Source organism: Streptomyces sp. NPDC001787 (genome assembly GCF_040297465.1).
Taxonomy (GTDB): Bacteria; Actinomycetota; Actinomycetes; order Streptomycetales; family Streptomycetaceae; genus Streptomyces.
In genome coordinates this window covers 56,123-78,204 of sequence record NZ_JBEOZE010000035.1, presented here as the reverse complement: position 1 = coordinate 78,204, position 22,082 = coordinate 56,123, and the positions used below count along the sequence as shown (strand labels likewise).

Genomic DNA, 22,082 nt, shown 5'->3' with positions numbered 1-22,082 from the left:
GCCGGTCTGATCGCCGGCCAGCAGCGCCTCGGCGCGCACGTCCAGCCGACCAGCTCCCACGCCTCCTTCTCCCCCGGGTCCGCGAGTTCGGCCAGCTCAAGGGACGCGCGCTGCACCCGGCCGGGCGGCACCACCACCAACTCCCCTGCCGCCGCCGGGACTTCCCCGTACAGCGCGGCGGCGCGGTCCGGGCCGGCTCCGGCGCCCGAGACGAAGCCGACCGGCGATCACAGCAGCAGCACCGGCTGACCGGCCGACCCCGGCGGCGAGGCTCGGCACCTTCGGCCGAGGCCGAGGCCCCGCCCAGCTGCGGCGGCGAACGGGCGCCAGGCCCGGCCCCGGCGGCTCATCCCTCCGGCGCCTCCTCGACCGCCGGTGCGACGTACTCGGCCACCACCTGCTTCAGGACCTCGAAGATCCGGTCCGCCCGCTCACTGCGCGCGCTGCCGAAGGACTCCCTCGGCGCGGTCAGCAGCGCGTGCCAGTGCTTGCCCGTCATCCGCTTGTTGCCGGCCGCCCGCAGCGCGAACTTCACCTCGCGGTTCTTCGCCTCCCGCAGCACCGCCTGCTCCGGCGTCACCAGCCGGTGCGCGGGCATCACCAGGATCCCGCGCAGATGCAGCGGCACCTTCTTCCACATCTCGTCACCCGGGCCCGGGAGCAGCAGCCCCTGCGCGGGCCCGGCCTCGGCCCGAACCGGCCCGGTGTCCTCACCACCCGCCCGGCCGCCCCGGTCCCCGCGCCGCCGGCCCCCAGCCGTGTCCTTCGCGACCAACTTCCCGACGGGCAGCTCCTCGACGGACGCGTCCTTCGCGGGCAGCTCGTCGACGGCGGAAGCGTCCTCACCTTCCGCCGGCTCCCGGACTTCCGCCGGCTCGGGCTCCGCCTGGCCGACACCCTCGCACCCCCCGCCGCGCACGTGAACGGCCAGCCTCGCCGGCGGCCCCGCGTACGCACAGCCCCCGCACCGCACCCAGCCCGCGCCGCTCACCGCCTCAGCCACCACCGAACGCTCCGGCCCGTACCCGGCCGCCACCAACCGCTGCGGCAGACCCGCACCCTCCACCGCCCGCAACGCCGCCGCCGCCGTGATGTCGTGCCCCTGCACGAACCAGCGGCCGATCCCCGCCTCCCCGCCGCACCCGCAAAAACAGTCCCCCGTCGGCAACAACCGCGGCTTCCTCGAATCCGTCATACGCGAGACCGTAACGCCTGGCCCCACCCCAGGTCAGCGAACCACGCCACCCGCCCACAACCGACCGAAACCGACCACCCCACCACCACGCCACAACTACCTGCCAGACCCACACGACCACACAGCTCGACCACATAACGCGCTACCCAAGCAAGCCACACAGACACGACACGCAAGCATGCTGCAACAGCACGCTATGACAGCACGCCCATAGCCCACGACCAGGCAACACGCCACCAGCACACGCACACACGACCAGCACGAACCGCACGACGACGGCACGACGACGGGGCGCCGGCTCGGCGGACGGGCGACGGCACGACGACGGCCGGGGCGCGGAGGGGACGGCGGACGCGGGGCGGACGGCGGCGCAGATCCTCATCAGCGGCCGGGCGGCCCGGCGCGGTACGGCGCACGACAACGGGGCGCCGGCTCGGCGGACGGGCGACGGCACGACGACGGACGGGGGCGGACGGGGGCGGACGGGGGCGGCGGCGAGCGCGGGGGCGCGACGGCGGCGACGGCGGACGGGGGCGACGAGGTGGTGCGCGAGCGCGGGGCGACGGCGGCGGCGCCCATGAGGTCAACGACCGGGTTTGTACTCAAGTACTGGCAGCCATGCGGCACACGGCCAAGGCCGCCGCGCCGACCGTCATGCTCAGAGTTGGCAGCGACAGCGGCACCCTTGCCCCGCTCGCCGACGCGGGTGCCCCCAGCCCCCACCGCACGGGCACCTACACCCTCTACGGCCACATTCCTCTGCAAGCAACGGTGTCCGCACCGGACGCCCTCACGGCCCGCCGCAGGTACCAGCGGGCCCGAGCTCGTGTGCTGTCGACCCTGCGCACCGAGTTCGCCGCTGCCAACCCCGGCAGGTGGTTCTACGTCGAGCGCGAACCCACCCGGCTGACCCGTGTGAACGGCAGCACCGCTTTCACAGAGTGCGAAGAGTGCCCCTTCGACGAGGAGACCGGCTACGTCGTCGACGGCCGGTGCACCCGGGACGACTGCCCCGGCCACTGCATCAACGCGTGGTGCCGGGGCGAGATGGGCGGTGCTTCGGAGGCGGACGAGTGCGGCGACTGCGCTGATCGCAGGTACGCCCATGAGGAAGACGACCGCGAGGCCCGCCAGCACCACGCGGCGAGCGGCCCCGGAAGCTGCCCCGTATGCCGCGACGAGACCCAAAGGATCTGACATGCCGCTCGACCTGGGTTCCCCCGGCTCCCACGACCGCGAGCCCCACTACCGCCGCTATCTCGGGCACGACGGGACGGTCCGTGTGGTGTGCGTGCAGGACTTCGACTACTACGACTACGACGTCTCCCGGTTCGTGGATGAGGTCACCTTCCCGACCAGCAGAGAAGCCGAGAGCACGCCGTCTCCACCTGGCGGCTGGTCCAAGCGCTGGAGACGGGCGAGGACGACGAGACGCGGGCGCAGGCCTCGCGCAACCTCGCCGCCGTCCGCGCCCACGTGGTGCCCACCCCCGGGCACCGCCCGCAGTGTGGCCCCCACGACTGCCGGTGCGCTTGCCCGCGAAACCAGAATTGCCAGGACTACCACCGGTGTGTGTGCTGGCGCGCGATGTGCTGCGCCGAGCAGTACCCGGGTCGCTGATCGCCGGAACGGACATGGAGCGGGGCGGGAGGCTTAGCCTCCCGCCCCGCTTTGCCATGCCCGGCCCTACCGGGCCGGCGAGCCGACCTGCGCCACAAGGACCAGGTCGGTCACGCGCCGAGGCCGACGTAGGAGGCGTAGGTGTAAGCGCCCCAGTCGCTGTCGAGATCGGCGATGACGTCGTCCCAGATCTCTTCCATTTTCTGCGTGTCGCCGTCCCTCATGGCGTCCACCGCCTCGTCCCAGATGTAGCGGACGTTCGGCAGGAAGCGGTGCGCCTGCTCGCCCTCAAGGTTCGGGCGCCGCGCGTTCTCTTCGACGAGATCCTGGTTGACGGGGTGGATCTCGATGGACGTACCGCGGCCACGGTTGTTCAGGTGCTGCTTGAACGCCCCCAGGTTGTTCAGAAACCGATCGGTGCGCAGGCCCCAGTACGCGGTGTCGATCTTCTCCCTGTTCGAGGGCAGAGGCTGCTGCGTTCCGTCGAACCACTTCTTCATCGTGCGCGGAGTGACGTCGACGCCGGCGTCAGCCATGGCCTGCCGGCCTGCGTCACTGTCGAGGTAGTTCAGCCTCGCGTTCAGCCCGCGGTTCGTGGTGACAGGGGAACGGATGCCCCCCTCACGGATCTGACGTGACAGGGCCTCCTCCATTGCCGCGCCCAGAGCCGCCCCGCCGCGCACGTTCTCCGAGGATCGGTTCGCGCCGAGGCGACCGAAATTACGCCAGCCGCTGTCGTCGTACGGCATGGGTTAATTCCCCCCGAGGGTGTAGAGGCGCTTCATCTTAATCTCACCGGGCATCCGGCCTTCTTTCCAAATCTGTCGCCAGTCACCGGAGAGATGAATCTCGTCAACACCAGCGACCTGCACCAGAGTAAGGCCTTCCCGATAGGCTCGGTGGGCTTTCAGCCAGAGGCTTGCGAATGCCTGCGACCGGATGATGTGCACCCAGTCGGCTCGGCGGAGTTCCTGATTCTTTCCCGATTCACCGATCGTCGAAGTGAATCGGGAGTACATAGCCTTGACGTATTCCTCCGTGGCCTTGTCGTTGCTCTGGACGGCCTCGGTCCGGGACTCGTTCAGGATTCGGCGGAACTTTTCCAGTAGTGCCTCCGTACCGCCCGAGGTCCACGACTCCAGGATGTGAGGCGGCTCGGAGAGACCAAGTTCGTGGCACCGGATCAGCAGTCGCACCGTGGCCTCGTCCAGCAGGTACGGGCCCGGCTCAACCCGGCCGCCCAGTGGATTCGGGAGGTCCTCGTGATGCCATTCGAAGTGGTCAACGCGGTGGATGCCTGACTCGCCCGGGAGGTAGCCGCGCTCGTGGTGACGCAGTGCACCGATCGGCAAGTACGTCTTGAACGCCGACAGATACGCACAGTTGGTGTCGAGGGCCGTCACATCGAGGGCGGCCTGCAGACCCTTCTTCACCGCGGTTCGCAGTGACTCGTTGCGCCACTTGTGACGCCCTTCCCAGATTTGATCCGATTCTTTCTGTGAGGGCTTCGAGAGGAATTCCAGAGGTTCCGGGTAAACGGAATGCTCGTAGGTGGCGCCCACACGGGAGAGTTTGAACAGCGCCATGGCGTCCGGCACCGCCTTGCGCTTGAGCAGCTTGACCGCTTCCTCGACGTCCCCGCTGGTCTCCTGGAGCGCCTGGTCCACAGCGGCCGCGATCTTGTTGGTGAAGAAGGTGTAGGTCCGGCCGCGCTTCACGTTCCCGCTGTCCTCCGGCGGGACCGTGTTGTCCTGGAACGCCTCCGAGACCTCCTCGGCCTCGGCCACAGGTTCGGGCTCGGGCTCAGCGCGTTCGGTCACGGTGGCTGATGCCGCGGGGGCTGGGGCGGCAGCCGGTGTGATGCCGGCCGGCGCCTGCGGGCTGGCCGGGGCAGTGCTTCGTCGGGCCTTGTCGAACGCGGCCAGAGCCGTGCCCAAACGCTGTCCCTCGTCCGTCTCGGGCATGTGGGGTCCCTGAGCGGCCAGAGCGGCGACCGTCTGGCGCAGCACTTCGAGATCCTGTCCGTCACCGGCTGCACGCGCCTGGGCGAGGGCAGCGAGCGTGCCGTTGAGACGCGCTGAGATTCCGGTGGAGGCGCCGGAGGTGAACGGCTTCGCCGCGGCCAGCAGGTCGGCCTCCTCGACGGAGTCGAGAGGCGCGTCGGCAGAAGCCTCGGCGACCGGAGCCTGCCCGGTGGCGCCGGCCAAGGGGGCCGTGGTGGGGGTGGCCTCGGCCTCACCTGGGGTGTCGGTGAAGCGGGCGCACGCGAGGTCGGCGCGCAGCTCCACGGTTGACAGGATGCCGAAGTCCCGTTCGGCGTAGGTCACCTCGGCTCGCTCATCCTGCCTGGTCACGGTCAGGGTTACGTCCGCATCCAGCACGGTGAGCAGGGCTTCCTCGTCGGTGTCGACTGCGGCCACCACGGGCACCCGGAGGACTCGGGCGAGCTGGGCGAGGGCTTGGGCGGCCGCCGGCAGGTCGCTGCCGGAGAGCGGGACGAGAGGGTCGGGCATGCGCTGCAACCGGTCCACGACGATCAGGGCCAGGCCCTCGATGTCCCTCGCGGCTTCTGAGATGTCAGCGGCCCGAAGTCCCGTGCCGTCGTCGATGTGCCACACGGTGCCGGCGAGTGCCTGCAGCTTCTCGGCGACCGCGGCCGCGGTCTGCTGCTCCTGGTCCGTGAGCTGGTTGAGGCGCAGCCTGCGGTAGTGCACGGAGCCTTCTGCCGCGATCACCCGCATCACGACGTCCGTGCGCGTCAGTCCTGACGCCGCGTACAGCACGGGAAGCTGACGGTGGAGTGCTGTGTGCCGGGCAGCTGCCGCGGGGAGCAGCGACGCCCCGGCGTTGGGGGCACCCGCCACCAGGGTCAGTTTGCCCGGCAGAAGCCCGCCCACGGCCGCGTCCAGGGTGGTGAGCCCGAACTGTGCCGCGTCCCGTGGGCGGCTTTCGGGCTGTCGCGCCGCCAGCACTTCCCCCAGCACGTCCCCGAACGCGGCCAGCGGCCGCTTCCCTTCGCTGCCTCCGGGTGCAGGGGCAGACTCGGGCGCGTCCGCGTCGTAGGCAGTGATCACCCCACCAGCGACCGAAGCGACTGACTGCTCGGCATCGTCGGGCTGTTGGTCGGGCACCTCGGCCGACGACACTGCCGTGTCGGCCCCAGGGGGTTCAGGCACCCGCACCGGGGCGCCGTCGGAAGAGACGAGCCGGGCGTCGACCAGGACCGCGAGGGGCGTTGCGTCGGCCCGATCCAAAATCACCTGCGGCACGCCGGCGGCGCGGCCATCCCCGGCCGCGTCCCGGACCAGGTCGCCCAGTTTGGGCCGTGCCGCGGTACGCAGCCAGGCCGGCCAGTTCCGCAGGCGGGCGTGCTCAGACGTGTCCAGGCGTCCGATGGGGATAAGAGCGGCCCGGAAGAGGTGGCCACGGGCACGTTTGGCCACCACCGTCACGACCCCGTTCTCCTGGGCCAGTTTGACCAGGTCGTAGAGGCGGACGCGTGCCGTCGACACCTGCAGCTCTTCAGAAGGGCCGGACGAGGAAGCTGCGACAGGAACACGCGCTTCCGACTCTTCCGGCGCGGGAACGGACGCCATCACTACTCCAGACATAGAACCGGGGCGCGCCGACCTCATCGGGCTCGTGCAGGGCCACACCCACTGCTCACAACGACCCGTACCGAATCGTGCACTACATACGTAACAGTAGACCGTTCACCAAGAACTTCGCAGCGTAAACCCGTAACAAACTTCGATTGAGGGGCGTTACGGCGCCACGCGGACCCGTAACGCTTAGACGATGAACGCATTTTGTATATTGCTTAATTGAGTTGTTGACCGTATAGTTGAGACATGAGCCGGAGGGCAGGGGGAAGGCCCCCACCACTCCGCCAGAGCCCCGAACGAGAGGAGCAGGACCATGCAGATCACCATGCCGTGCGGACTCGGCATCGGCCCCGGCGGTCAGTGCAGCACCGGCACGTGCTTCAACGCGGCCACCCGTGTACTGGAGCACCACGAGGACACCGGCATCTTCCGGTCCGGCGCCTACTGTCTGCCGTGCCTGGGGAGCAAGGTCCGGCCCGCCGCCGAGGTTGAAGCGGCCGACGAGCGCGACATCCGGCACGGGGACACCGGCGGCATGAACGGTCTGCCCGACGATCGATGGAAGATCCGAGGCTTCGCCCCCGACGAGCGGGCGGAGCTGGAGGCCATCCGCGACGGCAAGCTCCTCAGCCTGTACGTGAAGCCCGGCGTGTTCGTCTGGGCCACCACAACGGAAGTAGAGGCGGACCGCGCACGCCGTCGCGCCGAAGAGGCGGCGGAGCAGGACCGGATGCGCAACCGCTTCCGCCGGTAGACGGCACGGCCGGAGGGGCCCCGCCGCAGGGCGAGGCCCCCTCCCGCGCACCGGCGGGGTGAATTCACCCCTACAATGTTAATTGCATAATTGTTTTTACTGGCGTAGACTGTTACTGTCGCCGGCCGCGGCCACGTCAGCCACCCCACCACCAGGAGAGGAGCCGGGAAGTTGCGGAAGTGCCTTCACTGCGACACGAACAACGGCCCCCAGGACAAGCACTGCATGGTCTGCGACTCGCCCCTTCCCGCCTCCCGTGTCCGCATCAACCTGACGGCGCGCAGGTCACCGGCCCGGCACGACCGCCCCGGACGCTGACCCAGCCGTCGCGGCACAGAATCAGGAGCTCACGCCACATGATCATCACCACCGAGACACTGCCCCTCCAGACCAACGGGCACAAGTTCCCTGGGGTCAACGAGGCGGAGGTGATGTGGTTCGACGGCACACCGTTCGTACAGACCACGCTCAACTGCGTTGTCTGCGACATGTACCCCAAACGGCAGGTCGTCGACAAGACCGTCCATGCGCTTGGCCCTTGCCCCTACCCGGACGGCATCACCACCAAGATCACCCTGAACGTGACGTCCGGGAGAATCATCGTCGCGGCCGACCTGCGCCCCGTCTACAACTGGGACAGCCACGCGGTCGCCAGCTACAACTCCGCTCTCGGGCAGGCCCAGGCATCGGAGGCCGTGGCCGCGATCGGTTGCGCCTACGGCTTCGTTCTCCACGGAGCCGGTCTGTACCGGACCGGCCGGGATAGTTACATCATCGCCAACCCGGAACGTAACGAGTACGGCGAGCCTGTGCTCCCTGAGGGCGACCGCCTTGCGGGAATCAGCGGCGCTCTGTGGGCCTACTCCATCGCAGACTTCGAACACTGGAAGGTCCGAGGCGGCGACCCCGCCACATTCGACCGGCCGCACACCGTCGTGGATGTACCGCCGGGGACGTACCAGTTCGTCAACCACCAGGGGGAGCGCGACTTCGTGGCCGACTCTGCCGACACCGTCATCTTCACGCACGTCGAGCGCATCGGCTGAACCTGTCAGTGCCCCAGGGGGAGGATTCTCCCTGGGGCGCAGCAGCAGAGCACCCTTGTACGGGCGGCAAATTCACCGCCCCGCCAGTGATACCGGAGGTTCGCAGCATGCAGACGCTCAGCGCCGGCCCGTGGCGTCGATGGGCTTTGTTCTGGGGCGTGCCGTGCGCGGTCGTCGCGCTCGGAACCGTGTGGCTCGCCGTGGCAATGGACGTTCGTTCGACGCCCGCGACCGCCGTGGTGATCGTCGTGTCCCTCGGTGCTCTCTTCGCCTTCGTCCTGTCCATGCCCCGGCGCGGCGGGGGGTAATCTCTCCTCCCCGCCCCCTCCCGCCCCGCCTCGATCGGCCGCTCACTCTGAGCGGCCTTTCGCATGTCCGATTTGTCCGCGCGGGCTCGGCCCGCCCCACCCGCCCGTCGCCGGGCGCCGCACCCACCACACCCGCCGACACCCCGTCCGCCATCGCCGCAACACCCGAAGCCCCTACCGAATCCAGCACCCACCCCAAGACCCTCACCCTCCACGACACCACTCCCAACCGCCTCACCTGACCACATCTCCGTTCTCAACTCACCATGTCCCCTTCGTCAATCCGCTCTGCTCCACTCCGCTCCGCTGCTCTGCTCCGCTCTTCCTCTCCTCTTACTCCTCCTCTTCAACTCGCCGGCTTCGCTCACCCCTTCTCGCATTCTGTTCCTGGCCAACTAACCCTGTAGGGAAGTAGTCGGCGCCAGAGAAACCACGAAAAGGGCCCTCTGACCTGCGGTTTTGCCCTCTTGAGGAGGGGACGCCGGCGCGACCCGGGATGCGACCCGGGGCGCGACCTGGGGCGCGACCCGGGATGCGACCCGGGATGCGACCCGGGGCGCGACCTCCTCGTTGCTGCCCGCGGGAGGCCCGTTCCGCTGGCGACTGCGCCTCCTCGACGGTCCTGGACGGACAGAACGCCCTTCCTCGGGTCCTCCGGAGGCGAAACCTCCCCCCGGGGGCCGTGGCACAGCCAGGGGTGAAATCACCCTCGCGTCTGCTCTTGGGAGCTGGCGAGCAGGGGCGAGTGATTCCACCTCCCCGCTCTGGAACATGCGCCTGCCGTCCAGGGGGGGGTGATCCCGCCCCCGTAGTCGGCATGCCGGAATCGGGGGCGGAATCACCCTCCCTGCGGAATCACCCTTCCTGGCGGGCGGGCCGCCGGCTCTCCGGAGCAGTGCGAGATCGGAGGGGTGAATCATCCTCGGCGAGCCGCTGAGGAACGCTCACTGAGGCCCGGGGTTCTCTGTCAGATCCTCTGGACGCAGGCAGAGGCAGAGGTTGCGCTCGCCGTGGCCGTAGGTGTAACCGTGGCCGAGACACTCGGAGCAGGCCGGGTCATGCGCCTGCGGGACACCTTCGGTGCAGTCGACCGGTTCAGCCCAGACGGGTACGAAGATGCCGTCTCCTTGATCATCCCAGGTGAGGGTGGCCATGACAACGCCGTCTCCGCCGCAGCCACCGGGGCACTCCAGGTCGTGCTGCTGCCGGTCGTCGTCCTCGTGGTGCGCTGCGTGGTGGGCCTCCAGCAGGTAGCGGCGGGCACCCTCGTCACTCGTGCGCGGCCGCCCGTCGAGATTTCGTACGTGGTGGCCGGCAGATGCTGCGGCCTGTGCGGCGCCGCGGTCGGCGGGCGCGAGCGCGGCGGCGCTCCACAGCAGGAGGCCGCGGGCGATCTGGTATTCGCGCAGTTGGGCGCTCGCCTCCGCAAGCCTGCCTTGGTTCCGGCAGTCCTGGGCCACGGTGTACGCCCAGAGCATGGTGCGGATGAGTCGGGACTCCGGCGGGCCGTGGAAGTTCAGTCCGTCCGGCTCACTGGCCGGGGCCGCCGCGGGGCCGTCCGTCCGCAGCAGCGGTGCGATGTGGCCGTGCAGGGCGGCATAGGCGGTGCGCAGGTAGACGATACCGGAGAGGCGAGTGGTCGTCAGGTGGAAGCCGTCATGCGCGAGGAGGTTGGTTCCCAGCCCGCGTGCGGCCTCGTGGACCTCCGGGTCACGCGCTCCACGGGTGGCGAGGACGTCGTACAGGGCGCCGAGATGGATGAGGTGGGCACGCCCGATCCGGTGGACCTGGTCGTCTCGGAATGCGTCCGGGCGCTCGAATGTGGCGTCACGCTGCAGGTGGGCCCAGCGGGCTTCGAGGATCATGCGCTGGACGGAGGGCTGCTCCTGGGCGTACGCAGCGACGGCGTACTCCGGTAGATATGTCGGCAAGACGGCCACGGGTGTCGCTCCTGATCTGTCGGAGGGAGGTCGGCGGTGCGCAGGTGGGGGTGGCGATGCTGTCGAGTCGCCCGCGATCGTGGTGAGGGAGACTCGCGTTCGGGGCGTTGGTGGTTCGTGTGCGGCTGCCCGCGCCGGGCGCAGGTCGTGCGTGCGAAGTGGTCGCCGACGCGTCGGCGGAGGTGCCTGCGATCGAGCGCCAGGGGGGTTGGCCTGATGTGTGTGCCGAAACGGTCGGCCCGGTCGGCGAAGGGCGCGGCCGTGCCGCGCCCTTCGCCGACTCGATTCAGAAGGAGTCGCCGACGGCGACGCTGTTGTACTCGTCGTACGTCACGGTCTCCCAGTCGGTTTCCTTGCCGTCCTGGAGCTTCAGCTCCCACTTCCCCGGGGTCTTGTAGCCCTTGAGCACAGGGATCGTGACTGTTCCGCACGGCCTGCGGCCATCGCCCTTCTCCGGTGTGCGCGGGGTGGTCTTGTCCTTGCTCTGGGGCCTGTCCGGAACCGGGGCGGGCTTCACCGGCGCGGGCTTCGGGGGAGCCGGCTTGGTGAGGCTGCTGCGAAGGGTCTGCGTGCGCGTGGCGCGGCATGGAGCCGGTCGTTGGACCTTCTCGTAGATCGGGCCCTGTGCGGATCGGCTGCGCTTCTCGATGACCTTGCCGTGGTCCAGGTCGACGTCGTCGGCGCATCCGATGAGGGTGAAAGCGGCGGTGACGGCAGCAGCGGTCGCGATGACCGCCCGTACGGTGGTGGAGTGCAAGGGATGTCCTTAAGGGGTTGTTGCGGTGTGGGCGGTGGGGCGGGGCGGCCGTGCGGTCGGCGCTCGGCCGCCCCTGCATGTGTCAGGCCCGGGGAAGACCGGTGACGAGGCGGCTGTAGAGCTCGGCGTTGGAAAGATCCAACGGGTTGTAGCCCACGGCGCTGACGCCGACGTTGCCCGGGAGGCTGGAGAGGACGTCGAACTGCCGCTCCTCGCCGAACGGGACGAATTGCCAGCGAATGTTCTCGTCCTGCGTGGACTCGAGAAACTCCCGGGTTGCGCGCTCGTCGTGAGGCGCTCCGTCCGTCTGAAAGACGACGAAGGCGGGGATGGAGGCCTTGAAGGCGCTAGACGCGCGGTAGTGCTCGCGGACCGCTTCCATCGCCGGGCGGTACTTCGTGCCGCCCATGGTGCCCAGGGAGTTGTGGAGTTCGGCGATGCGGCCCTGATGGCCGCCGAGCTGCACGTCGACGAATGCCTGCGGGCGCCGGAACATGCCGCCTCGCCCCAGGGAGTGCATCGTGTCGGAGAAGAAGCCGACCGGGACCTTACCGTCGTCGTCGAGGTGAGCGGAGAAGCTGAGGATCTGGTCGCTCAGCCTCTGCACGGCCCCGTTCTTGAAGAATTTCTTCATGGAGTACGAGCGGTCGACCACGAGATAGACGGCGGCGCGCCTGCCGATGAGGTCGACTTTGCGGAGGCTGGTTCCGGCGTCCTTGTACATGTCGATGAGGTCGGGCGCGGTACCGGCGACCTTCTCGAGGCTGATGGCCGAAGACTTCTGGAAAGAGTGGACGGTCATGAGTGGGCTCCTTGCTGGAGACGGTGGCGATGTGTCACGCGTAGAGGTGCGTTGTGCGGCCTCCGTGTGACATGGCGACGCGAAGTTTCTTGAGCGGAAGCCGATGTTGGCTTTCGTCGGCCCGGCGTGTGGCGCGCCGTCAGTGGGCCAGCAGCTCGTCGAGAAGGCTGTCGATGTCGACGGCGGAGGGCTCGTGGCCCGCCGGGACTTCCTTGTAGGTCGAGTCGAGCCATGCCTTGAGGGGCGCGGTAGCTCCCTCAAGGCATGCGAGGCCTTCGGGGGACTCCAGCACGATGCGGGTCCGGGCGTGGTTGTCGCCAATCGGGGTGATCTTCACATCCCCCATCCCGGCGGGGCCCACCATGCCCTGGTCCAGCAGTTCGCGGGCGAACGTCCACCGGACCACCTCGTCGGGTGCAACGTCGAAGGTGAACTGAACGGCGTAGGGGTCGGTGGTGAGGTAGTAGAGCCGGACGGGGACGGGAACCGTCGTGTCCGGCCCAGCCACGAGCATCATGTGGGTCTTGGTTTCCAGGCCGGGAAAGCCCATGGGAAGTCCTGTTCTTCGTCAGAGAGTCCGCCGGGTGACGGGTGGGCGGCAGAGAAGGCCACGCCCAGCGATATTCAAAGACTACATACTCATTTCCAATTAAGCAATATGCATCACTGGGTTGGTTCATCTGCTTCCCTCCCGCGACAGGCTGCTCAGGGACTCGCCCGTCCCATCCGGCCGGCCGCCCCGTCGGGTGCCGCCGGCGTGACGCAGGCGGGGGGGTAGACCTTGAACGGTCTGAACGGTCCTTGCAGGTCAACTACGGTCTCCGATCGCATCGACCATCGGCCTTGATCGGTCCTTCCAGCCGATCAAGGCCATTCATGAGCCGATGCCGGCCGATCACCTCAGGTCCTCGACCGCCTCCTCCAGGGCCGACAGGTAGAAGCCGCGGGGAGCGCCGTCCAGCTCCCTGATCCGCTCGGACGACAACTTGACCTGCACCACGTCCAGCTCGCGCCGCACGGCCTTGCCGAGTTCCCGGATCCGGTCGATGTCGCTCTTGTCGTCCCAGCGTCCCCAGCGCTCCGCGTCGTATGCCCGCAGGTAGGGGTGGAGCTGGTCATAGGTGAGGTAGGCGGGGTCCCCCTCCCGAGTGAAGGCCTCACGCAGGACGCGGACGAAGTCCGGGAGCTCGACGGAACGGTGCTGCCCCTCTGCGGGGGCGTCCGCGGCAAGGAAGTCGAGGAGCGCACGCCACTCGTCAACGAGGGCGGCCTCCGCCAGTGTGTGCGTGAGGTCTGGCAGACCTGCTGCGGCCCGTTCGGCGCCGATCTGCGCCGCGTACGCGGCAGTGACTTCGCGGACCTTGTAGCGCACTGGACGGTCGGGTACTCCGGGCAGGCCCTGCGCGTAGATCTGGCCGGCGTCGTTGACTTCCGTGTGCGTGGCCGCCCGCAGGAGGTCGGCTCGGTAGCCCTCGGCGAGCGCGCCACCGCCCAGAAGTTCGGTGACGTCCACGCGGCGGCAGGAACCAAAGAGCTTGCCGGACAGCTTGGGGCCGACCGCTTCGCCGAGCCAGTCCTTCGTACCGAACTGGCTTCCGCCGATCACCCAGATCGCCTCTTTGCGGCCGACCAGGAGCAGCCGGATGAGCAGGGCTTTCGCCTGGGCCGCAAGCTGGGCCCATTCGTCGACGAGCACGACGATGGCGGGGTGTTCGGGCGAGACCCGCCACTTGTTGCCCCATCCGTAGCGGGCGCGGAGCCGTGCGCGGGCGGAGCACAGCGTGAGGAGGAACTGCAGTGTCGCGACGATCTTCTCGTCATCCATGCAGGCGTTGAGAGTGATCGCCTCGCCGAGATCGCCGACGCCCGTTCCGACCGGATCGAGGTTGAAGGCAGCGGCGTCCCGGCAGGCCGTGACGACTTCGGCCATGGCCAGCATGACGCCGGACTTGCCGGCGCCGGAGTCGGCGACCATCAGCAGCATCAGCCCTGCGAGGGCGAAGAAGAGCGGCTTGGCGTCCATCGAGACGCCGTAGTCGGCCGGCTCGGTGATCGACATGGAAAGCGGTGCCCGGTACGGCACGTCGCCGACCAGTTCCGGGCTGAACGGCGAGCGCTGCATCATGCGGACGGTGCAGGCCTCGCCCGCATCCGGGTCGCCCTCGATGAGCAGGCCGTTGCGGCGCAGCCTGAGGAGGGTGATCAGCCCCTTGTAGGTGTCGTCCTTGTTGAGGTCGTCGGGGGTACCGGTGTTGAACGTGGCGCGGGCGGACCACCCCCACGCCTCCTTGGTGACTTCCGTGACCTGGGCGACGTCCTGGCGCTCGTGCAGCAGGGCGCGGCGGAGCGCTTCGCCGGCCTCCTCGGGAGTGGTGGCCTGGGCGATCGGGAACGGGGTGAGGTCCTCCTGCGGGTCGTTACCACCGGGGGTGCCGGAGGTCACGGTGCTCTCCAGGGCGGGCGGGGCCAGCTCGGGCAGCAGCAGGTCCTCGGGGATGGGGCGTTCGACGAGTTCGAGCGGGTGATACGTCAGCCACCAGCCGCCCGCGACCAGCAACGGGGCAGCGCCGAGGAGGACTGACGGCGCACTGGCGGCAACGGCCCCCGCGGCACCGAGGATCGGAACAAGGGTGCTGAAGCGGCCGAACGCCCTGAGGGAGCGGGCCCTGCGGATCTGCTCGTCGGTGGGTTGCTCGGCGGTGAAAGGGACCGACTGCAGTGCGGCGAGTCCGTTGCGGCGCCGGCGGAGCTCCAGGCTGAGGTTGCGGATGGTCTGCTTCTCCGAGGCGTCGAGGCCGTACGCCGCAACGTCCTCGAGCCTGCGTCGCATCCTGTTCTCCAGGCGGCGGACCGCGGTGCGGGCTTCATGCCGGCGGGCAAGGTCGGCTTCGAGGGGCTTGTTGATGATGCGGCGTCGGATCTCGTCATCGGACATGTAGCCGGCGCGCAGCCAGTGCCGGGCCGCAGGCAGGGCGTGCCGCAGGCCGGGTAGGACGTGTCCGGCAATGGCGCACGCGGCCGTGCGGGCGCAATGAGCGACCCGGCGGGCTGCGGCCCGGAGTTGCCGCAGCCGGGGGGTGTTCGGGGCGGTCCGCGGCGCCTGCTCCCCTTGCTGGGGGCCCGGGTCGTCATCGTCGACGAGCTCGGCGAACACGAGCTCGCCGAACGGAGCCAGCTCGGTGCTGTCCGGGGGGTTGCGGGGGCGGCGGGGCATGGGACGCAGGGCTCCTTGAGGGCGTGGGTAGCAGTGTCCGTGAGGCGGGTGGTCAGCCGCCGAAGGCCCACAGACCCAGGTTGTTGCCGGTCAGGGTGGTCGCGCTGACGACCATCCCCATGAAGCCGAGCGAAGTGCCGAAGCTGATGGCGATGAGGCTGCCCCCGAGCATCTCCTTCCAGTCGACGGGCTTCCAGTTGGCCGCGTACAGGGTCACGAGGTAGTAGGTGATTCCGCACAGGCCGATCGCGGCCCCTCCTGCGGACACGGGTGTGACGGCCGTTCGTGGCGGGCGGGCGTTCACCGTCGCGCCGGCGCCCTCCTCGGCGACGGTCTGGCCAAGGAAGTTCATGCCGGCGCGCAGGGCTCCGGCGGCCTCGCCGAAGAGCCCGCGGGAGTTGACCGTCACCAGCAGGACAAAGAAGAAGACCAGCACGAACGTCTTCTTCTTGCGCAGCACCTTCTTCTTGAATCCGGCGAGGACTGCCGTCAGGGCCATCGCGCCGAACAGGAGCGCGCCGAAGCCGGCGTTGGCGGGCTGGTTGTCGAAAATGTCGATGGCGAGGTACATGATCAGGCTCCGGTAAGAAGGCGCACGAGGGCACGCCAGGTGATGATCAGCAGGCCGGAGACTCCGGCCCAGATCAGCGGGCGGGTGATGATCCAGCCGAGACGGGAGCAGATGAGGCGCCAGGTCAGCTGACCTGCTCCTTTGGCCACCGTCAGGGCCGCACTGCACAACAGCCCGATCGGGCCGCCGACGAGCGTGCCGATGCAGACCGCGCCGGCGACCGTCAGGACCGCGCCCATGGGGATCAGGAGTGCTGCGAGGCCGTAGCCGGTGAAGGCGTCTGCGGCCCAGCGTGAGGCGGGAGCGCCCTGGATGGGGACGATGTTGGCGACGGCCAGGCACAGGAGATTGCGCGGCACTTGCAGTCGGCCCCAGTCGACCGGGTTGCCTTCGGAATCGACGCTATTCGTGCGCTCGATCACTGCGGCCAGCAGGTCTGTCCAGCCCAGGCCGAACGCCGCGCCGACGGCCTTCTCGACTCCGCGGCTGACCACCTCGGTGAGATCGAGGTCCGTGCCTGCGGTGACGGAAGGGGGGTCGTGCGGTAGCTCAGGCGGAGGGACCGCCCCGGTGACGGCGCAGCGGGCCAGTCCGGGGTCGGCCAGGCTGCAGGTATCGCTGAGCGGGCAACCGGCGCAGCAGCCGTCAGCGGCCGGGCCCGACGGCTCCTTGCCGAGGTGGATGGGCGAGGAGGACATCACTGTCCCCCGGCCTTGGTGCCCGTGGAGGCGGGCCGGCCGCCGGGGCGGCGAAGCCCGGTGGCCTGCGGTGTCGGCGCCTGGCCCCCGACGAGGTACAGCGCCGGCCTGCTGCGCTCTCGCTGCGCGCCGGCGGTGGCACCAGCCGCGGCGTCGGACCGGGGCGGAGCGTCGGCCCGCTGATGGTGGTTGCCGACTGCGGGAGCAATTCCCGGGGGCAGCGCGGGCAGAGAACCGCCGTGCGGGGAAACGGTCCTGCTGGTGGCGCTACTCGTAAGTGTCTCCTCGGCGAGCGGCGTGGGGGCGGAAGCCGAAAGCAGGTGGTTCCTCCAGGACGCGTAGACGGAGTCTTCCCACTGCTGGCCCTCGCGCGAGGCGCGCCGCGCATCCCGCTGGCGGCGCGCGAGGCGTGCACGGCGTGCGGTCTCCTCCAGGCGGTCGGCGCGCTCGGAAGCTGATTCCCGGACTCCATAGCGGGTCTGCGCGAGCTGGTGGTCGTCGCTGGCGATCAGCCATTGCAGGCTGTTCAGAAGCCGCCGGCTGTGCAGCTGCCTTCGCCGGAGGCGGTGGTGGGTCATCATGTGCGGACTCCCGTGTGTGGAGGAGGGAGACCCGGCCGGGCCCTGGAAAGCGGGCCGGGTCTCCCGGCCTTGGTGCTCCGAGCCAGCAGGCGGCTGGAGCAGCGGTCAGACGCCTGCGAGCTGCTGGGCGGCGACCTTCGCCTTGGCGTTGAGGTAGTTGGCGATCTTCAGCGCGCGGTCGTCGGCGATCGTTTCTCCGTTGGAGCGCACCTCCTCCGAGATGCTCCGTTTGCTCAGTGGCTGCTTCTTGGTGCGAAGGCGTTCCACCGCGGCGCGTTCCTTGTCGTCGAGCACCACCTCGTCCTCGTCTCGTTCCGCACCACTGGTGCGCTCGCGCTCGTTCCGGGCGTTCGTGCCATTGCGTTCCGGGTGCTCCGGCGTGCCACCCGGCGCGTTCCGTGCCGGTGCGGTGGGTGTTCCGCCGCGTTCCGCGGTGCGGCCTCCAGGTGTCGAGGCCATCGGCGCCCGTTCCGTTCCAGTGCCGCCCGGAACGGCACCAGGGGGTGCGGAGCGGAACGGAACGCCGGGAAAGTCCTGCTCAACGGAGGGGTGCCCGAGCGGAACGAGTGCTTCGGACCGCCCCGTTCCACCCGGGGTCGCGCTCATCGCAGGGTCTGGGGCGTGTTCCGTTCCATTCCGGTCCTCCCACGCTCCCCCGGGTGGCACGTACGGCGCGTTCCAGATGGTGTGGAACGCGGGAATGGCCGTCGGACCGGCGCCGTGGTGCAGGCCGGCGGTCATAACGCGAGGGATCACGATGCGGTGCCGTGCCAGACCGGAACGGACCGCTTTCCGGTCCGTCAGGGCGACGCCGGCGGCCTTCCAGGCTCGTTCCAGTGTGGACAGCGAGCCGTTCTCGATCGTCAGCGACCAGGCTGTCCAGGCCCGGACCGGGAAGCGGATCCAGCGGATCAGGCCGATCTTCGGCCGTGCCCGGGAGACCAACCCCTGCTCTCGCAGGTACTGGCGGTGGACCAGGGAGGCGTACAGCTCCCACAGCACCATGCCGACGATGCTCATCGTCGCAAACGCGACGGAGGCCTGCGTCGGCTTTCCCCCGGGGCCGCAGTGGTGGGCGTAGTTCATCGCGGCCGCGCCGGAGGCGAATACCCACGTCATGATCCGGTAGATGGTTCCGGAGTCGCCCTGCTGCCTGGCTTGGTGGTACATCCAGCCGGTGAAGGCCGTCGTCAGCTCCCACGCAGCGGCGAATCCGAGGGCGAAGACGGTCCACCAGCCGAAGGCCTCCTTGGCGTAGTCGGTCTGGGACCACCAGGCCACTGCCATCGGGGCGAGGATCGGGCCGGCGACGAGGACGCGGCGTGCCTGGTTGCGTACGAGTTCCCGTGCCCACTGGCGTACCTGGCCCAGGCGGTGGGCGAGGGTCGGGCGTCCCTTGGCCTGCTTGTGCTCACGCCGAGCCGTCGATCGCTGCTGACGGCCCTGCTGACGCATCTCCTTGCGCTCCTGCCGGCGCGCCGTGCGCGAATGAGCCCGCTTCCAGGCGTCTTGGGCTTCGGTGAGGAGCCGGTGGGCCTCTTCCTCCATTTCCTTCGCTGCTGTCTCACGGCTGGTCGCCTGCTCGGATACCTCGGTGGCCCGCTTCTCGGCCGACGCGACGGTCGCGGCCGCGGTCTTGCTCAGCTCCTCGGCATCACGGACGGATCGCTCCCGGTCCGCCCTGATGTCCGCGGCCGCCTGCCGGCGCAGCCCGGCCGCGGCCTCGGCCGCTACCTGGCGGATACGTTTCGCCTCCTCGTCGGCGGCACGCAGGCGGGCACTGGCTTCTTCGGCGTCGCGGCGGGCTGAACGCTGAAGCTGCTCGGCCTGGAGCCGGGCACCTGCGAGCTCCTTGCCGGCGCGCTCCTGCGCTGTCTCACACACCGTCCGCGTCTGGGCGGTCGCCTCTTCGACGAGGCGCCTTCCGTCCGCTTCCGCGGCGGTTCGGATGTCGGTTGCTGCGCGGCGGGCTGCTTCCTTGGCTGCTTCAGCCTGGGCGGCGGCGTCGGCCGCGACAGCCGAACTGGCCTGCCGGGTGCGCTCCTGGAGCTCATCGGCTCGGTGTTCCGCGTCCTCGCGCACACGGCCAGCCTGTTCCTCGGCAGCTGCCACGAGGGCCTTGGCCTGCGCTGCCGCAGCGGCCTTGGCGTCGCTGGACGTCTCCTTCGCCAGTCCGACGATGTCGGCTGACCGGTCACGTGCGTCGGCGTAGAGGGCCAGGATCTCGAAGGTGTCGACGGCGTCCAGGGCGCCGCTGGGGCTGTCCGCAGGCTGTGGCGGGGGATCCTGGCGGCGTCGACGACGGGAATTCTTGCTCACCGTCGGACTCCTTCTTCATGTCGTCGCGTGTGTCCGCGACCGGATCGGGCGGGCACCGCGTCGGGGCGGTGGTCGTGGTGGTGGGGCGTTGGCGAGGCGACGGTGGTCTCCGGTCCGCGGTGGCGCTGGCCGACCGTTGCGGTCGCGTGGGCTGCTGCATCTCGTTCAGGTCCGGCGGGTCTGCGGCCCGGGGGTAGTCGAAGAGCGCGCGGTCCAGGTCCTCCTCGTTGGCCATCGGGCTGTCCAACGGCGGGTACGTCGGGCTGCTCATAGGGCGGCCGTCCTGCGTCCGAGGGCGTACAGACGGGCGCACATCCCGTTGTTGTGGGCGTCGGCCTGGTCCTTGTATCCGTAGCGGGCCAGCAGGCTGGCAGCGATGCTCAACTGGCAGGTGGACGGGCGGCGTAGCCGTCCGCTGTGGATTCCGCGCTTGTGCTGGCGGCTGCTCTGGTTCTCGGTGGGAGTCATGGCGGCTACTCGCAGAAGTACTGGAAGGGGTAGTGGCCTCCGCATGAGGCGCAGTAGTACAGCGGTTGCTGCTCGTGTCCGAAGAGGATCGGGAACACGGGGGTTGTCCTCACTGCGGCGTGGTGGGAGCGCGAGCGCCCGGAGCAGGTGGTCCTGACCTCGTGTGCGCAGGTCGTCAGCCGGTTCCGTTCGCGTCGGGGTGGTGCTCGGCCGCCTCGTTCTCCGGCGCAGCCGGGAGGGAGTGCCGGCGGCCAGGGCGGTTGCCGGGGTGGGCCTGCGCCGCTTCGGTGTTGCGGGCGGTTGCGTCCGTGGCCGGCGAAGGGGCCGGTTGGCGGATCCAGTCCTGGTAGGCGTCGGCCTCGATGCGGGCCTGGCGCTACAGGGCGAGGAGGATGCCGACGAGCGCGGCCGGTGTGGGCTCTGTTCCGGTCTGCGGGATGGGCACGAGGACCATCGGCGTCTCGGACTTCGCTTGCAGGGCCTGCATCAGGCGCAGGTTGAGGGCGCGGAGCTGGGCGATCTCGGAGGGGGCGCCGCCATGCGGTGTGGTGTGGTCCGTCATGCGGCCCACCCCGTCGCGCGCCGGTGCTGGCCCTGGAGTTCCTTGAGACGGCTGACCGCGGCCAGGGTGGCTGCGTGGTTCTTGTTCCGGTACTTCGGTTCGACGGAGAGGCCGATGTGGGTACGGGCCAGGGTCTGGACTTCGCGGGCCGCGGTCAGCCGCTCGGCACGCTGCTCGCCAGGCGCACGGTCGCGGCCGCGAGCCGCGGACAGCCTCATGGTCTCGGCGGCCACGCGGGCCAGCTGGCTCTCCTCGGTGGCTCCGCCGCGTACGGCCAGGTCCCGGGGCTCCTCGGGGTAGCGCAGTGCGAGCTCGAGGCAGGCTGCGGCAATCGGGCAGGGCGCGCAGTACTGGGCGATGGTGCGCTCGCGGCGCTCGCGCCACTCCTCGTCCTGCTCCTCCTCGCGCTGGTAGAAGGCGTTCACGTCGTTCGTGTCGCTGCAGCGCCCGAACTGCCGGACGGCGTCGTTCAGCTGCGGCTCGCGCATCTGGCCGGCGACGGCGTGTCCGTCGGGCAAGGCGAGGTAGCCGGCGCCGGCGAGCTCGGCGACCGGGTAGGAGGAGGCGAGTTCGCGGGCGACATCGTCGGTGAGGCGGATCTGGTCGGTGGCGCCCTGCGTGGGGCGGGCGGCTGTCATGCTGGTCATTGCGTCGTCTGTCCTTCGTGACGGAAAAAGGGAAGGGGCGGCGTGCTCCACCACGGCCTTCGAGGGCTCTATCCCTCGGAGGCCGTTTGCGTGGAACACACGGATCTGGACTCCCTGGGGTACTCCACGTAGTCCAGATGGTGCATTGCTTTGCGGATCTCGTCAAGAGGCAACCGGCGAAAGCAGTCCAGGCCTGCTCATCCCGGCCCTTGCCCGTGCGGCAGTATGTGCGCATGGCCTTGACCCCAACCGACAGGCGCAGCCTCGCTGACAGCCTGCGTGCCGAGATCTACAGCGGCGAACCCGACCGCTCGCCCGGCACGGTCCTGTCCGGGCGCAAGCTCGCTGAACACCTGGGCTGCGCGCGCAAGACTCTGATCGGGGCCATGGAGATCCTGGAGCAGGAGGGTCTGATCAGGCGGCTCCCCAAGGTCGGCTACATGATCCTGACCCCTGCCGCCGCCTTCGAGGCCCGCATCGACGAGCACGGCCACGTCCACCCCGTCCTCGAGCAGGCCGGCGACACTGTCGAGGCGGTGGCCACCGCAGTACAGAAGGCGCCCGACCATGTGGCGGCGGCACTGGGTGTGCCGCCGGAGACGAGCGTGGTGCTGCGGCAGAGCGTCCTGAGCAGGTCCGGTTCCCCCTGGGCGATCCGCGAGATGTACATCCCCCGCGGCATCGCCGACGTCGCCCGGCGTCTCCTGGAGGCGGATCTCGTCGACGAGGCAGCGGTCATGACCGAGGCCGGCCTGGCGGAGACGGCACACCAGCACACCACCTCGGCGCGCCTGGCCACGGACATCGAGTCGGCGCTGCTCAAGTCACGCACCGCCGTGGCACTTTCGGTCCGCCGGATGAGCTACAGCGGAGAACAGGCGCGGAGTTGTGATTTCATGAATATTCGCGCAGATAGAGTGACTTTGACCGATTGGTCCGGCGATGTACCCAACTGTGTTGAGTCTGGCGTGAAGTGACCGCTGATCAGCGCGACG

20 protein-coding genes are annotated in these 22,082 nt (G+C 69.4%); 5 read left to right on the top strand and 15 right to left on the bottom strand.

Features of this window, described 5'->3' with window-relative positions; all coding sequences use genetic code 11:
• Positions 1-346: 346 nt before the first annotated feature.
• On the bottom strand, positions 347-1,108 hold the full coding sequence (locus ABT170_RS33915) for a hypothetical protein (RefSeq protein WP_351873950.1): 762 nt from the start codon (positions 1,106-1,108) through the stop codon (positions 347-349).
• 705 nt (positions 1,109-1,813) lie between these two features.
• Between ABT170_RS33915 and ABT170_RS33910 the strand changes: the two genes are divergently transcribed.
• Positions 1,814-2,392 (top strand): hypothetical protein, encoded by a 579-nt coding sequence (locus ABT170_RS33910; RefSeq protein ID WP_351873947.1) that lies wholly within the window; start codon positions 1,814-1,816, stop codon positions 2,390-2,392.
• A 533-nt stretch (positions 2,393-2,925) separates the two neighbouring features.
• Here the strand turns inward: ABT170_RS33910 and ABT170_RS33905 are convergent.
• Entirely contained in the window at positions 2,926-3,564 is a 639-nt protein-coding gene (locus tag ABT170_RS33905; RefSeq protein WP_351873944.1) for a hypothetical protein, read from the bottom strand.
• Positions 3,565-3,567: 3 nt separating this feature from the next.
• Positions 3,568-6,411, bottom strand: coding sequence for a DnaB-like helicase C-terminal domain-containing protein (locus ABT170_RS33900; RefSeq protein WP_351873941.1), 2,844 nt, complete (start codon positions 6,409-6,411; stop codon positions 3,568-3,570).
• Positions 6,412-6,733: 322 nt separating this feature from the next.
• On the opposite strand from ABT170_RS33900, the gene ABT170_RS33895 reads away from it, so the two are divergent.
• The 3 genes from ABT170_RS33895 to ABT170_RS33885 all read left to right on the top strand — a co-directional run bounded on the left by ABT170_RS33895 (position 6,734) and on the right by ABT170_RS33885 (position 8,528).
• Entirely contained in the window at positions 6,734-7,174 is a 441-nt protein-coding gene (locus ABT170_RS33895) for a hypothetical protein (protein WP_351873938.1), read from the top strand.
• A 356-nt stretch (positions 7,175-7,530) separates the two neighbouring features.
• Entirely contained in the window at positions 7,531-8,220 is a 690-nt protein-coding gene (locus ABT170_RS33890) for a hypothetical protein (protein ID WP_351873935.1), read from the top strand.
• A 107-nt stretch (positions 8,221-8,327) separates the two neighbouring features.
• Positions 8,328-8,528 carry a hypothetical protein gene (locus tag ABT170_RS33885; RefSeq protein ID WP_351873933.1) on the top strand — a complete coding sequence of 67 codons (201 nt, stop codon included), beginning with the start codon at positions 8,328-8,330 and terminating at the stop codon, positions 8,526-8,528.
• 944 nt (positions 8,529-9,472) lie between these two features.
• On the opposite strand, the gene ABT170_RS33880 is transcribed toward ABT170_RS33885, so the two are convergent.
• The 12 genes from ABT170_RS33880 to ABT170_RS33825 form a co-directional block, all read right to left on the bottom strand.
• The gene (locus ABT170_RS33880; protein WP_351873930.1) at positions 9,473-10,468 is read right to left on the bottom strand and encodes a hypothetical protein; all 996 of its coding nucleotides are present in this window, start codon (positions 10,466-10,468) and stop codon (positions 9,473-9,475) included.
• A gap of 286 nt (positions 10,469-10,754) precedes the next feature.
• Positions 10,755-11,225, bottom strand: a complete 471-nt coding sequence (locus tag ABT170_RS33875) for a hypothetical protein (RefSeq protein ID WP_351873927.1) — start codon at positions 11,223-11,225, stop codon at positions 10,755-10,757.
• An 82-nt stretch (positions 11,226-11,307) separates the two neighbouring features.
• Positions 11,308-12,027: a VWA domain-containing protein gene (locus tag ABT170_RS33870; RefSeq protein WP_351873924.1), complete on the bottom strand. Its 720-nt coding sequence runs from the start codon at positions 12,025-12,027 to the stop codon at positions 11,308-11,310.
• 139 nt (positions 12,028-12,166) lie between these two features.
• Positions 12,167-12,577 (bottom strand): SsgA family sporulation/cell division regulator, encoded by a 411-nt coding sequence (locus ABT170_RS33865; RefSeq protein WP_351873921.1) that lies wholly within the window; start codon positions 12,575-12,577, stop codon positions 12,167-12,169.
• A gap of 345 nt (positions 12,578-12,922) precedes the next feature.
• On the bottom strand, positions 12,923-15,241 hold the full coding sequence (locus ABT170_RS33860; RefSeq protein WP_351873918.1) for a hypothetical protein: 2,319 nt from the start codon (positions 15,239-15,241) through the stop codon (positions 12,923-12,925).
• A 52-nt stretch (positions 15,242-15,293) separates the two neighbouring features.
• Positions 15,294-15,812, bottom strand: coding sequence for a hypothetical protein (locus ABT170_RS33855; RefSeq protein WP_351873915.1), 519 nt, complete (start codon positions 15,810-15,812; stop codon positions 15,294-15,296).
• A gap of 2 nt (positions 15,813-15,814) precedes the next feature.
• On the bottom strand, positions 15,815-16,510 hold the full coding sequence (locus ABT170_RS33850; protein WP_351873912.1) for a hypothetical protein: 696 nt from the start codon (positions 16,508-16,510) through the stop codon (positions 15,815-15,817).
• Positions 16,510-17,091, bottom strand: coding sequence for a hypothetical protein (locus ABT170_RS33845; protein ID WP_351873909.1), 582 nt, complete (start codon positions 17,089-17,091; stop codon positions 16,510-16,512). Before ABT170_RS33845 ends, ABT170_RS33850 begins: the two co-directional genes overlap by 1 nt.
• Before the next feature lie 105 nt (positions 17,092-17,196).
• Entirely contained in the window at positions 17,197-19,410 is a 2,214-nt protein-coding gene (locus ABT170_RS33840; protein WP_351873906.1) for a hypothetical protein, read from the bottom strand.
• 267 nt (positions 19,411-19,677) lie between these two features.
• Positions 19,678-19,878 carry a hypothetical protein gene (locus tag ABT170_RS33835; protein ID WP_266815810.1) on the bottom strand — a complete coding sequence of 67 codons (201 nt, stop codon included), beginning with the start codon at positions 19,876-19,878 and terminating at the stop codon, positions 19,678-19,680.
• A gap of 376 nt (positions 19,879-20,254) precedes the next feature.
• Positions 20,255-20,440 (bottom strand): hypothetical protein, encoded by a 186-nt coding sequence (locus tag ABT170_RS33830; protein WP_351873903.1) that lies wholly within the window; start codon positions 20,438-20,440, stop codon positions 20,255-20,257.
• Positions 20,437-21,087: a WhiB family transcriptional regulator gene (locus ABT170_RS33825; RefSeq protein ID WP_351873900.1), complete on the bottom strand. Its 651-nt coding sequence runs from the start codon at positions 21,085-21,087 to the stop codon at positions 20,437-20,439. Before ABT170_RS33825 ends, ABT170_RS33830 begins: the two co-directional genes overlap by 4 nt.
• 233 nt (positions 21,088-21,320) lie before the next feature.
• On the opposite strand from ABT170_RS33825, the gene ABT170_RS33820 reads away from it, so the two are divergent.
• A complete protein-coding gene (locus ABT170_RS33820; protein ID WP_351873897.1) occupies positions 21,321-22,064 on the top strand; it encodes a GntR family transcriptional regulator in 744 nt (247 codons plus the stop codon).
• Positions 22,065-22,082: the final 18 nt, after the last annotated feature.

Bases quoted from the DNA above. Each gene is read 5' to 3' on its own strand.
- ABT170_RS33910 (WP_351873947.1), top strand. From the start codon at position 1,814: ATGCGGCACACGGCCAAGGCCGCCGCGCCGACCGTCATGCTCAGAGTT.
- ABT170_RS33825 (WP_351873900.1), bottom strand. From the start codon at position 21,087: ATGACCAGCATGACAGCCGCCCGCCCCACGCAGGGCGCCACCGACCAG.
- ABT170_RS33895 (WP_351873938.1), top strand. From the start codon at position 6,734: ATGCAGATCACCATGCCGTGCGGACTCGGCATCGGCCCCGGCGGTCAG.
- ABT170_RS33890 (WP_351873935.1), top strand. From the start codon at position 7,531: ATGATCATCACCACCGAGACACTGCCCCTCCAGACCAACGGGCACAAG.
- ABT170_RS33830 (WP_351873903.1), bottom strand. From the start codon at position 20,440: ATGACGGACCACACCACACCGCATGGCGGCGCCCCCTCCGAGATCGCC.
- ABT170_RS33885 (WP_351873933.1), top strand. From the start codon at position 8,328: ATGCAGACGCTCAGCGCCGGCCCGTGGCGTCGATGGGCTTTGTTCTGG.
- ABT170_RS33870 (WP_351873924.1), bottom strand. From the start codon at position 12,027: ATGACCGTCCACTCTTTCCAGAAGTCTTCGGCCATCAGCCTCGAGAAG.
- ABT170_RS33865 (WP_351873921.1), bottom strand. From the start codon at position 12,577: ATGGGCTTTCCCGGCCTGGAAACCAAGACCCACATGATGCTCGTGGCT.
- ABT170_RS33845 (WP_351873909.1), bottom strand. From the start codon at position 17,091: ATGATGACCCACCACCGCCTCCGGCGAAGGCAGCTGCACAGCCGGCGG.
- ABT170_RS33850 (WP_351873912.1), bottom strand. From the start codon at position 16,510: ATGTCCTCCTCGCCCATCCACCTCGGCAAGGAGCCGTCGGGCCCGGCC.
- ABT170_RS33900 (WP_351873941.1), bottom strand. From the start codon at position 6,411: ATGGCGTCCGTTCCCGCGCCGGAAGAGTCGGAAGCGCGTGTTCCTGTC.
- ABT170_RS33860 (WP_351873918.1), bottom strand. From the start codon at position 15,241: ATGCCCCGCCGCCCCCGCAACCCCCCGGACAGCACCGAGCTGGCTCCG.
- ABT170_RS33835 (WP_266815810.1), bottom strand. From the start codon at position 19,878: ATGACTCCCACCGAGAACCAGAGCAGCCGCCAGCACAAGCGCGGAATC.
- ABT170_RS33905 (WP_351873944.1), bottom strand. From the start codon at position 3,564: ATGCCGTACGACGACAGCGGCTGGCGTAATTTCGGTCGCCTCGGCGCG.
- ABT170_RS33820 (WP_351873897.1), top strand. From the start codon at position 21,321: ATGGCCTTGACCCCAACCGACAGGCGCAGCCTCGCTGACAGCCTGCGT.
- ABT170_RS33855 (WP_351873915.1), bottom strand. From the start codon at position 15,812: ATGTACCTCGCCATCGACATTTTCGACAACCAGCCCGCCAACGCCGGC.